The 11,919-nt window shown below is 62.7% G+C and carries 9 protein-coding genes and 1 pseudogene; 9 read left to right on the forward strand and 1 reads right to left on the reverse strand.

Features of this window, described 5'->3' with window-relative positions; genetic code table 11:
• Positions 1 to 56 precede the first annotated feature (56 nt).
• The 6 genes and pseudogenes from AC3WKX_RS16350 (at position 57) to AC3WKX_RS16375 (ending at position 7,296) form a co-directional block, all read left to right on the forward strand.
• The gene (locus AC3WKX_RS16350) at positions 57 to 1,025 is read left to right on the forward strand and encodes a FecR family protein (protein ID WP_102606240.1); all 969 of its coding nucleotides are present in this window, start codon (positions 57 to 59) and stop codon (positions 1,023 to 1,025) included.
• 117 nt (positions 1,026 to 1,142) lie between these two features.
• Entirely contained in the window at positions 1,143 to 3,722 is a 2,580-nt protein-coding gene (locus AC3WKX_RS16355; RefSeq protein WP_102606239.1) for a TonB-dependent receptor, read from the forward strand.
• A 131-nt stretch (positions 3,723 to 3,853) separates the two neighbouring features.
• Positions 3,854 to 4,462: a biliverdin-producing heme oxygenase gene (locus AC3WKX_RS16360; RefSeq protein WP_003214109.1), complete on the forward strand. Its 609-nt coding sequence runs from the start codon at positions 3,854 to 3,856 to the stop codon at positions 4,460 to 4,462.
• Positions 4,463 to 4,632: 170 nt separating this feature from the next.
• Complete coding sequence (locus AC3WKX_RS16365) at positions 4,633 to 5,034, forward strand: YbaN family protein (RefSeq protein WP_008435511.1); 402 nt, start codon at positions 4,633 to 4,635, stop codon at positions 5,032 to 5,034.
• A 264-nt stretch (positions 5,035 to 5,298) separates the two neighbouring features.
• A pseudogene (locus AC3WKX_RS16370) lies at positions 5,299 to 6,438 on the forward strand (methyl-accepting chemotaxis protein); the annotation flags it as partial.
• 102 nt (positions 6,439 to 6,540) lie between these two features.
• Positions 6,541 to 7,296, forward strand: a complete 756-nt coding sequence (locus AC3WKX_RS16375) for a methyl-accepting chemotaxis protein (protein ID WP_371103562.1) — start codon at positions 6,541 to 6,543, stop codon at positions 7,294 to 7,296.
• 148 nt (positions 7,297 to 7,444) lie between these two features.
• On the opposite strand, the gene AC3WKX_RS16380 is transcribed toward AC3WKX_RS16375, so the two are convergent.
• On the reverse strand, positions 7,445 to 8,008 hold the full coding sequence (locus tag AC3WKX_RS16380; RefSeq protein WP_003214103.1) for an NAD(P)H nitroreductase: 564 nt from the start codon (positions 8,006 to 8,008) through the stop codon (positions 7,445 to 7,447).
• A 139-nt stretch (positions 8,009 to 8,147) separates the two neighbouring features.
• Between AC3WKX_RS16380 and AC3WKX_RS16385 the strand changes: the two genes are divergently transcribed.
• From AC3WKX_RS16385 to AC3WKX_RS16395, 3 genes are read left to right on the forward strand one after another with little or no spacing between them, the layout of a single operon-like run.
• Positions 8,148 to 9,575 carry a di-heme oxidoreductase family protein gene (locus tag AC3WKX_RS16385; RefSeq protein ID WP_102606237.1) on the forward strand — a complete coding sequence of 476 codons (1,428 nt, stop codon included), beginning with the start codon at positions 8,148 to 8,150 and terminating at the stop codon, positions 9,573 to 9,575.
• Positions 9,576 to 9,606: 31 nt separating this feature from the next.
• Positions 9,607 to 10,671, forward strand: a complete 1,065-nt coding sequence (locus AC3WKX_RS16390; protein ID WP_102606236.1) for an imelysin family protein — start codon at positions 9,607 to 9,609, stop codon at positions 10,669 to 10,671.
• A gap of 2 nt (positions 10,672 to 10,673) precedes the next feature.
• Entirely contained in the window at positions 10,674 to 11,771 is a 1,098-nt protein-coding gene (locus AC3WKX_RS16395; RefSeq protein ID WP_102606241.1) for a DUF1513 domain-containing protein, read from the forward strand.
• Positions 11,772 to 11,919 lie beyond the last annotated feature (148 nt).

The raw sequence follows: 11,919 nt of genomic DNA on the forward strand, positions 1-11,919 counted from the left end.
GGCGGCACAGTCTGTAGGACTATTGATTAAAACGTGGCGAAGACCCGAGGAACACCGTGACGGAACCGAATAAACGGCACCCCCATGAGCTGGCTCATGAGGTGTTGCAAGACGCGGCCATGGACCAAGCCCTCGACTGGCTGATCGCCTTGCAGTGCCCGCAACCCGGGCAGCAGGCGGAATTTGAAGCCTGGCTCGCCAACGACCCGTTAAACGCCGAAGCCTTCATCAAGGCCCAGACTGCCTGGAGCGGAGCGCCCGTTCACAGCGCTGCCGTCGCCCTGAATGCGCCACGCAAACCCAGCGTCTGGCGCCGTATCAAACCGCACTGGAAGCCCCTGGCCACTGCCGCCGTGTTGCTGCTGGGCCTGTTCAGCTTCAGCAACCTGCCTATGCGCCTGCAGGCCGACCATCTGACCGTAGTGGGCGAGCGCCAGCGCCTGCAGCTGGACGATGGCTCGAAAGTGTTGCTCAACACCAATTCAGCCTTCTCCAGCAGCATCAAGGACCACCAGCGCATCGCCCGCCTGTATCAGGGCGAGGCGTTTTTCGAAGTGCTGCCCAGCCGTGGCCTGCCCCTGGAAATCGACGCCGGCCCGGTGCGCGCCAGCGTGAGGGACACCTCTTTCGCGGTGCGCTACTTGAACGGTGAAGCCCAGGTTCAGGTACAGCGTGGTGATGTCGACCTGAGCAACACGTTTGACGACGCGCGGGTGCGCCTGAGCGCCGGTGAAAGTATCCGCATCGGGCCCAAGGGCTTCGGCCAACCGGCCAAACTCGACACCACCAAGGACCTGGCCTGGGTCGACGGCCGGCTGATCTTCGAAAACTGCCCGATGAGCGAAGTGCTGGCCGAATTGCGTCGCTACTACCCCGGCTGGATCGTCAACAACAACGACAGGCTCGCCAGCGTGGCCGTCACCGGGAATTACCGGCTCGACCAGCCGCTCGACGTGGTGCGCTCCCTGGCCCACATCACCTCGGCCAAGCTCTCGGAATACCCGGCGCTGGTGATCCTGAACTAAATGAGAATTATTTTTACTCGATAGCCAGCGACGATACGTCTCGTTATAGCCAATGCAACTGATTCCTATTTGATTCAGTGCGCAACTATAAGATTCGTACCTTCCGGAGCGCTCTCGATGTCGTCTCGTTTCAACCGCCGGTCCTCTTCGCCCGTTCGCCGCCACGGCTTGTCGCTGCTGACGGCCGCAATCCTGTTGGCCGGTGCGCCCGTCATGGCCGCCACCGCCGCCGAGCCTGCCAGCCGCAGCCAGGGCAACTACAGCTTCAGCATCGAGCAGCAATCTCTGGTCTCGGCGCTGAACGCCTTCACCGCGGTGACCGGCTGGCAAGTCGGCCTGCCCGCTGAGCTGGGCCAGGGTGTGTCGTCCCCTGGCGTGCGCGGCTCATTGCCGGCGGATAAAGCCCTGGACCGGCTGTTGGTGGGGACCAACCTGGGCTATCGCAAACTGGGCAACAACAACATCGTGCTGGAAAAACGCGTCGCCGTCGGCGCCATCACCCTGCAACAGATGACCATCAGTGCCACCCGCCAGGAACAGGCCGTGGACAGCGTGCCCAGCACCGTGACCGTGCACGACCGCGAAGAACTGGACCGCCAGAACGTCAACACCATCCGTGAACTGGTGCGTTATGAGCCAGGTGTTTCGGTGGGCGGTGCCGGCACCCGCTCCGGCAATGCCGGCTACAACATTCGCGGGATCGACGGCGACCGCATCCTGACCCAGGTGGACGGCGTCGAGGTGCCGGACAACTTCTTCAACGGCCCCTACGCCAAGACCCGCCGCAACTACGTCGACCCGGAAATCGTCAAGCGCGTGGAAATCCTGCGCGGCCCGGCCTCGGCCTTGTACGGCAGCAGCGCCATCGGCGGCGCGGTGAGCTATTTCACCCTCGACCCCAACGACGTCATCAAGCCCGGCCAGGACTACGGCGCGCGCCTGAAGACCGGCTACAGCTCCGCCGACGAGAGCTGGCTGACCTCCGGCACCGTCGCCGGTCGCGTGCAGGACTTCGACGGCTTGCTGCACCTGAGCCAGCGCAACGGTCACGAGATGGAATCCTACGACGGCAATAACGCCACCGGCCTGGCGCGCACCGGCGCCAACCCGGAAGATGCGCGCACCACCAACGTGCTGGCCAAACTGGGCTGGAACTACGGCGAAGAGAACCGCCTGGGCCTGACCTACGAGAAGTTCAAGGACGATCGCGACACCAACCTGAAAAACGCAGTGGGTGGCCCGTTTGTCGGTGGCCAGGGCTTCAACTTCTACCGCGGCCGCACGGGCAACGACACCATCACCCGCGAACGCTTCGGCATCGAAAACAAGTTCGCCCTCGACTCGCCGATTGCCGATCACATCAAGACCAGCCTCAACTACCAGATCGCCAAGACCGACCAGACCACCGCAGAAATCTACCAGCCATCGCGCAAGGTATTGCGCACCCGCGAGACCCTGTACGAAGAGAAGCAGTGGGTATTCGACGCGCAGTTGGACAAGGCTTTCAGCATCGGCGAAACCGACCATGTCGTGACCTACGGCACCACCCTCAAGCAGCAGAAAGTCACCGGTTCCCGTGAGGGCGCCGCGACCTGCCTGGCGGTCGGCGCAGGCTGCACCGCCATCGGTGCACCAAGCCCGTCGGCCGCCGACAGCGTGAAAAAAGCCAGCGACTTCCCCGACCCGACCATCAACTCCTACGCGCTGTTTGCCCAGGACCAGATTGCCTGGGACAAGTGGACCTTCCTGCCCAGCGTCCGCTACGACTACATCCAGCTCAAACCCAAGCTGACCCAGGAATTCCTCAATACCGTTGACCCGACACGCATCTACGACCACAGCGATTCGGAAAAGAACTGGCACCGTGTAACGCCCAAGTTCGGCGTGACTTACGCCCTGACCGAGCAATACACCTGGTTCGGCCAATACGCCGAAGGCTATCGCACCCCGTCGGCCAAGGCCTTGTATGGCCGCTTTGAAAACCTGCAGCAGCGCTACACCGTCGAACCCAACCCGGACCTCAAGCCGGAAAGCAGCCGGGGCGTCGAAACCGGGATTCGCGGCAACTTCGACTCGGGCTCGTTTGATGTGGCGGTGTACTACAACAAGTACCGTGATTTCATCGACGAAGATGCCTCGGTTGCCGGTGGCATCGTCCAGCAGTTCGAAGCCAACAACATCAAGCACGCCACCATCAAGGGCGTGGAGGCCAAGGGCCGCTTGAGCCTCGACGCATTCGGCGCACCGCAGGGCCTGTATACCCAAGGCTCGATTGCCTACACCTACGGGCGCAATGACGACAACGGCGAACCGTTGAACAGCGTCAACCCGCTCAAGGGCGTGTTCGGCCTGGGCTATGACCAGCAGAACTACGGTGCCCTGGTCAGCTGGACCCTGGTCAAGAAACAGGACCGCGTCGACAGCACCACCTTCTTCGCCCCTGACGGCAACAGCGCCAACGGCCCGTTCAAGACCCCGGGTTTTGGCATCGTCGACCTGACCGGCTTCTACAAGGTCACCAACGACGTGACCATCAACGGCGGCCTGTACAACCTGACGGACAAGAAATACTGGAACTGGGATGACGTGCGCAGCTACGACAGCGTCGGCGAAGCCGGTGTGACCGGCCCGGCCAACCTCGACCGCCTGACCCAGCCGGGCCGCAACTTTGCGATCAATCTGATCTGGGACATCTGATCCATGGAGCCTCACCCCGGCGCGATTTAATCTGCGCCGGGGTGAGGATTTTTTACTGTGACGCGTCTTCTGGTTCGTCTAGTTCATAACAGCCTGGCAACCAGACGCTTTCTCTTCTCAAGGACTCCCCGATGACCGCCTCCCCTACCGCAGAACGTGCAGCCCTGCGCTCCCAGCGCCTGAACCAGATCACCAACGAACCGCACACCAAGCTCGATGCGTTGGTGAAGGCCCATGCACCGTTTGAAACCCAGGCCAACTTCGCCCGCTTCGTGGTCGCGCAATACCTGTTCCAGTCGGAGCTGGTGGCGCTGTACAACGATGCAGAGTTGATCAAGATCGTCCCTGACCTCGCCGAACGCTGCCGTGCCGAAGCGGCCAAGCTGGACCTGGGCGACCTGGACACCGAAGTACCGGCACCGGTGGCCGGCGCGGTGAAAAACCCGAGCAAGGCCGAAGCGCTGGGCTGGCTGTTCGTGTCCGAAGGCTCCAAGCTGGGCGCCGCGTTCCTGATCAAGCGTGCCGTGGGCCTGGGTTTGAGCGAAACCTTCGGTGCCCGTCACCTGGGCGAGCCGGCGGGGGGTCGCGCTGAAGGCTGGAAGCGCTTCACCCGCACCCTCGACGCACTGGAATTCACCGCTGAAGAAGAAGCCGAAGTGGAGAAAGGCGCGATTGATGCGTTCGTGCGCTTCACCGTGTTGCTGGAACAGGCGTACGCTAGCGCCCCTGAGCTGGCCTGATTCCCTGATTGGAATGCAATCAAATGTGGGAGCGGGCTTGCTCGCGAATGCGGTGGATCAGTCAATATATCTGGTGACTGAACCACCGCATTCGCGAGCAAGCCCGCTCCCACATTTTGATCCGGTTTCACTTTGAATCCTTCGTAAATCCATCCATGCAAACCGCACCCATGACCGGCAAAACCCAATCCTCATCCAAAATCGCCCGCGTCCTGTTCGGCCTGCTGGCCTACGTCAGCCTGGGCATCGGCTTGATTGCGATTGTGGTACCGGGCTTGCCCACCACCGAGTTCATCCTGCTGGCCGCCTGGGCCGCCACCAAAAGCTCGCCGCGCCTGAGTGCCTGGCTGGAAAACCACCGGCTGTTCGGGCCGATCCTGTTCAATTGGCGCAATGGCAAGATCATCGCCCGCCGGGCCAAAGTCAGCGCCACCGTGAGCATGCTGCTGTGCGCCGGCCTGATGCTGGTGATGCTCGACCACGGCTGGCCGATCTACCTGGCCATCGCCGGAATGAGCATGGGCAACCTGTGGATCTGGTCGCGACCGGAACGTCTCCCGCAACCCACCTGACACCCTGACTACCGCTCATCGGCTCCCGCTCATGAACTGCCGGCCCAAGCCGATGTTCCGGGCATAGCGCCGAATGGACTCGCGTGAGCTTGCATACTAATAAGTCCATTCGCGGGTACTTCTATGTTCGACACCCTCTCCATTCGCTTGAAAATCGTGCTGTTGTCCGGTCTGTGCCTGCTGGGGGTGATCGCCCTGGTGGTCGGCATGAACCTGTACCAGACCAACCAGAACGACGAACTCATCAGCGATTCAAGCTCGCGAATGCTCACCGACAGTGTGCAGAACCTGCTGCAGGCCAAGGCCGCCGAGCAAGCGGTGCAACTGCAAAAAACCTTCGGTGAAAGCCTGTTGGTGGTGACGGCCCTGGCCGACCAGATCAAGGACCTGCGCACTCTGGCCGGCAAGCGCTCGTTGGATGCCGGGGCCCTGCGTGAAGAACTCAACCACAGCCTGAAAACCGCCTTCGACCGCAACACCAAGGTGCTCGGCATCTGGCTGTCGTTCGAGCCCAACGCCCTCGATGGCAAAGACAGTGAATTCGTCAATGATGCCGCCCGTGTGTCCAACGAAAAAGGCCGCTTTTCCAGCTACTGGAGCCGCGCCGGCGGTGAAGGCCTGAACACCGTGATGGTCGAGGATGACCTGACCAAGACCACCCTCAACCTCAGCGGCACGCCCTACAACATCTGGTACACCTGCCCACGAGACACAAAAAACACCTGCCTGCTGGACCCGTATGAAGACACCGTGGCCGGCAAGCCGGTGTTGATGACCACCATTTCCCTGCCGCTGCTGGTCGACGGCAAAGTGATCGGCGTGGTCGGTGTGGACCTCGCCCTCAATGCCCTGCAAGCGGCGACCGATGCGGCGCAAAAAGAACTGTTCAACGGCGCCGGAATTCTCGAAATACTGTCCGGTAACGGCTTGATCGCCGGCTACAGCGGCGAGCCGGCCAAAGTCGGCAAAAACCTGGTGGACACCCTCGGTGCCGAAGGCAAAGAGATTGTGCAACTGCTGGCCAGCGATACCCGCAAGATCCGCGAGGAAGACGGCACGATTCGCGCCGTGTACCCGGTCAAACCGATTGCCGACGCCAAATCCTGGGGCGTGGTGATCAAACTGCCCAAACAAGTGCTGCTGGCAGACTCGCTCAAACTCCAGGCGGTGCTCGACAAGGCCCAGGCCAGTGGCACCGTCAAGGCGTTGCTGGTAGGCGCAGCCGCCGGGCTGCTGGGCCTGTTGCTGATCTGGCTGACCGCCACCGGCGTGACCCGGCCGATCAACAGCGTGGCCGCCATGCTCAAGGAAATCGCCAGCGGCGACGGCGACCTCACCCAGCGCCTGGCCTACGGTAAAAAAGATGAACTGGGGGAACTGGTGAACTGGTTCAACCGCTTCCTCGACAAGCTGCAGCCGACCATCGCGCAGATCAAGCAAAGCATCACCGAAGCCCGTGGCACCGCCGACCAGTCCTCGGCAATCGCGCGCCAGACCAGCGAAGGCATGCAGGTGCAGTTCCGTGAGATCGACCAGGTGGCCACCGCCTCGAATGAAATGAGCGCCACCGCCCACGACGTGGCCAACAGCGCCTCCAACGCCGCCAGCGCGGCCCGCGGCGCCGACCAGTCAGCCCGCGAAGGCATGCAGATCATTGAACGCAGCACCCGCGACATCACCACCCTGGCCGAAGAAGTCAGCAAGGCCGTGACCGAAGTCGAAGCCCTGGCGGTGAACAGCGAGCAGATCGGCTCGGTACTGGAAGTGATCCGCAGCATTGCCGAACAGACCAACCTGCTGGCCCTGAACGCTGCGATTGAAGCGGCGCGAGCCGGGGAAAGCGGGCGCGGTTTTGCGGTGGTGGCCGACGAGGTGCGCAACCTGGCCAAGCGTACCCAGGACTCGGTGGAGGAGATTCGCCTGGTGATCGAGCGCATCCAGACTGGCACCCGTGGAGTGGTGGCGACCATGCATTCGAGCCAGACCCAGGCGCAGAACAACGCCGGGCAGATTCATCAGGCGGTGCAGGCCCTGGGCAAGATCAGCGATGCGGTAACGGTGATCAGCGACATGAACCTGCAAATCGCCAGCGCCGCCGAGCAGCAAAGTGCGGTGGCCGAGGAGGTCAACCGCAACGTCTCGGCAATCCGCACAGTGACCGAAACCCTGACCGGCCAGGCCACCGAATCGGCGGCCATCAGCAGCCAGCTCAACGCCCTGGCCAGCCAGCAGATGAAGCTGATGGATCAGTTTCGGGTTTGACCCGAGCTTGAAACCAGTGAACACCCAATGTGGGAGCGGGCTTGCTCGCGAACGCGGTGGATCAGTCGGTACATGTATTGACTGACACACCGCATTCGCGAGCAAGCCCGCTCCCACACAAGCCCGTCCACATTATAGTTGCGGTGCCTTATTGACCCGTCCAGGCCGCCACAAACGGCGCGAGGTCTTCTTTCGGGGCCGTACGCGGCGGGTTTTGTGGGGTGCCCAGGTAGAGGAAACCAATCACCTCCTCATCCGCCTTCAGCCCGAGGCCTTTGGCGACATGGGCCGAGTACGACAACTCACCGGTGCGCCACACCGCGCCGATCCCCTGGGCGTACGCCGCCAGCAGAATCCCGTGAGCCGCACAGGCCGCCGCCAGCAGCTGCTCGGATTTTGGCACTTTGAAATGTTCTTGCAGGCGGGCAATCACCACCACCACCAACGGCGCCCGCAGCGGGCCGTTCTGCGCCTTGTCGATCGCGGCCTGGGGCGCGTCGGCGTCCTGCAGGCGGGCGGCTTCGGCCAGCAGGGTGCCCATGCGCTCACGTGCCGCACCCTCCACCGTCAGGAAGCGCCAAGGGCGCAGTTGGCCGTGGTCGGGCGCGCGCATGGCAGCGGCGAACAGCAGGTCGCGCTGCTCCTGGGTCGGTGCCGGGTCCAGCAGTCGCGGCACGGAAACACGGTTGAGCAAAGCGTCGAGAGCCTGCATTGGCCACCTCCAGAGAAAAATGTGCGGTCATTCTAGCGGGAATGAATCGGATACCACCAAACGATAATTGCTCTTATTCAATCCGCCCTGCCCTGTTAGACTTTGCGGCCTTATTTTCAGCCTACGTTCAGGAAGACTGATGTCCCGTTCGCCCCTTCGCCTGTCTGCACTGTTGATGGCCTTGAGCCTGAGTGCCTGCGATGACGCCCCGCGATTCACCAAGGCCGAGCCTGGTGAAGCGCGTGCCGGTGGCGCGACCACGGTGAGGAAGACCGACCAGAACGCCTTCTCCCTGCCCTCGGCCAACCTGTCGCCCACCCGGCGCCTGGACTTCAGCGTCGGCAACAGTTTCTTTCGCAGCCCCTGGGTGATTGCCCCGTCCACCACCACTGCCCGCGACGGGCTGGGGCCGCTGTTCAATACCAATGCCTGCCAGAACTGCCATATCAAGGATGGCCGTGGGCATCCGCCATTGCCCGATGCGCCCAACGCGGTGTCGATGCTGGTACGCCTGTCGATTCCCGATGCGCCGCCCTATGCGAAGGTCATCGAGCAACTGGGTGTAGTCCCCGAACCGGTCTACGGTGGGCAATTGCAGGACATGGCCGTGCCCGGCGTCGCCCCGGAGGGCAAGGTGCGAGTCGACTACACGCCGGTCAACGTCCGCTTCAAGGACGGCACCGTGGTCGAATTGCGCAAGCCTGCCCTGCAAATCACCCAGCTCGGTTATGGGCCGATGCACCCCGACACGCGCTTCTCGGCGCGGGTTGCACCGCCGATGATCGGCCTGGGGCTGCTCGAAGCGATCCCCGACGCCGACATCCTGCGCAACACCGACCCGAAAACCGCCGACAAGGAAGCCATTGTCGGGCGGGCGAATTGGGTCTGGGACGACGCGCAACACAAGACCGTACTCGGTCGATTTGGCTGGAAAGCCGGGCAACCGAACCTCAATCAACAAAATGTTCACGCGTTCTCTGGTGATATGGGCCTGACCACCTCCCTGAGACCGTTCGATGACTGCACCGATGCACAAGTGGCCTGCAAACAGGCGCCCAACGGCAATGGCCCGGATGGCGAGCCTGAGGTCAGCGACAACATCCTGCGCCTGGTGCTGTTCTACACCCGCAACCTGGCCGTCCCCGCCCGCCGCGACGTCAACGCACCGCAAGTGCTGGCCGGGAAAAACCTGTTCTACCAGGCCGGTTGCCAGGGCTGCCACACCCCGCAATTCACCACGGCGCCCACCGCCGCCGAACCTGAATTGGCTAACCAGGTGATTCGCCCCTACAGCGACTTGCTGCTGCACGACATGGGCGACGGCCTCGCCGACAACCGCAGCGAATTCAAAGCCTGTGGCCGCGACTGGCGCACGCCGCCGTTGTGGGGCATTGGCCTGACGCAAGCCGTCAGTGGCCACACCCAGTTCTTGCATGACGGCCGCGCCCGCAACCTGATGGAGGCCGTGCTGTGGCACGGCGGTGAAGCCCAGGCGGCGCAGCAGCATGTGTTGTCGTTCAATGCCGAGCAGCGCGCCGCGTTGCTGGCATTTCTGAATTCTTTATAAGCTTTGTCCTAATTACAGAAGGGAGCTCGACATGTTCCGTCCCAAGTTGTTGTTCACCAGCCTGGCCGCCCTCGCCCTCGGTGCGTGCTCGCCCCAGGATCCGCAAGCGGTGACCTCGGCGGCCATCGCCAAGCAAGTGATCCTGCCGACCTACAGCCGCTGGGTTGAAGCCGACCGCCAACTGGCCGTCAGCGCCCTGGCCTACTGCCAGGGCAAGGAAAGCCTGGAGACCGCCCGCGCCGACTTCCTGCACGCGCAAAAGGCCTGGGCCGAGTTGCAACCGCTGCTGATCGGCCCGCTGGCCGAGGGCAACCGCTCGTGGCAGGTGCAGTTCTGGCCGGACAAGAAAAACCTGGTGGGTCGTCAAGTCGAGCAACTGGTGACCGCCCAACCACAGATCGACGCCGCCGCCCTGGCCAAATCCAGCGTCGTGGTGCAGGGCCTGTCGGCCTACGAATACATCCTCTACGACGCCAAGACCGATCTGGCGGACGAGACGCAAAAAGCTCGCTACTGCCCGTTGCTGGTAGCCATCGGCGAGCGCCAGAAACTGCTGGCCGAAGAAATCCTGTCGAGCTGGAACAGCACCGACGGCATGCTGGCGCAGATGACCAAGTTTCCTAACCAGCGCTACGCCGATTCCCACGAAGCCATCGCCGACCTGCTGCGGGTTCAAGTGACTGCGCTGGACACCCTGAAGAAAAAACTCGGCACCCCGATGGGCCGCCAGACCAAGGGCATCCCGCAACCGTTCCAGGCCGATGCGTGGCGCAGCCAGTCGTCCCTGCAAAGCCTGGAAGCCAGCCTGGCTGCCGCCCAGACCGTCTGGGTCGGCGTCGACAACAAAGGCCTGCGCGGCTTGTTGCCTGCCGATCAAAAGCCATTGGCTGACAAGATCGACGCCGCGTATGCCGCCTCCCTGAAACTCTTCGCCAGCAACCAGCGTACGCTGAATGAAATGCTGGCCGACGATGCCGGGCGCCAGCAACTCAACGATATCTACGACAGCCTCAACGTGGTCCACCGCCTGCACGAAGGCGAGCTGGCCAAGGCGCTGGGCATCCAACTGGGCTTTAACGCCAACGACGGTGACTGATGATGCTCAGGCGACAGGCTTTGGCCCTCGGCAGCGTGCTGCTCAGTGCGATCACTTTGGGCGGCTGGACGCTGTTCAAGCAGAAGGGCAAAAGCCCGCTGCTGCTCTCGGCGCGGGATGACAGTGATGGCAGGCACTACGCCGTCGGCTTTCGCCTGGACGGCAAGCAGGTATTTGCCACCGAGGTCGGCCAGCGCTGCCACGACATCATCAACCACCCGACGCTGCCGATTGCGCTGTTTGTCGCCCGCCGGCCGGGCACCGAGAGTTACCTGATCGACTTGCGGGACGGGGCGCTGTTGCAAACCATCACCTCCAAGGCCTATCGCCACTTTTACGGGCATGCGGTGGTGCACAAGGATGGCGAGTGGTTGTATGCCACGGAGAACGACACGTCTGATCCGGGCCGTGGCTTGCTTGGGGTGTATCGGTTCGAGGGTGAGCGGTTGGTGCACACCGGGGAGATTTCTACCCATGGGATTGGGCCGCATCAGGTGTCGTGGATGCCTGATGGCGAGACGCTGGTGGTGGCTAATGGCGGGATTCGTACCGAGGCGGAGAGCCGGGTGGAGATGAACCTGAATGCCATGGAGCCGAGCCTGGTCCTGATGAAGCGCGACGGGACGCTGTTGAGCAAGGAGACCCTGAGCCAGCAGATGAACAGTGTGCGGCATATGGGGATTGCCAGCGACGGGACGATCCTCGCGGGGCAGCAGTTCATGGGGGCGTCTCATGAGCGGTCGGAGTTGCTGGCGATCAAGCGGCCGGGGCAGGCGTTTGTGGCGTTTCCGGTGGCGGATGAGCAGTTGCAGGCCATGGGGCATTACACGGCCAGCGTAGCGGTGCACAGTGAGTTGCGGCTGGTGGCGTTGACGGCGCCTCGGGGGAATCGGTTCTTTATCTGGAACATGGACAGCGCGCAGTTGCTGCTGGACGGGCCATTGCCGGATTGTGCCGGGGTGGGTGCGGTGGCTGATGGGTTTGTGGTGACTTCCGGGCAGGGGCGTTGCCGGTTTTATGATTGTCGGCAGGTGCCGTTGGTGGGCAAGCCGCTGGAGTTGCCGGCGGGGCTATGGGATAACCATCTGCATCTGGTTTGATTGGGGGGCATATCCGTTGCTGCGGTAACGGCGGCTTATGGTTCCGCTCTTACAGCGGCTCACTTTTGAAGAGCGCAAAAGTAAGCAAAACGCTCTTGCCCCACCACTCGGCACCTCGCTTAGGCTCGGTGTGCCCTCACTCCGGCTT

The organism is Pseudomonas sp. GP01-A4 (assembly GCF_058780865.1).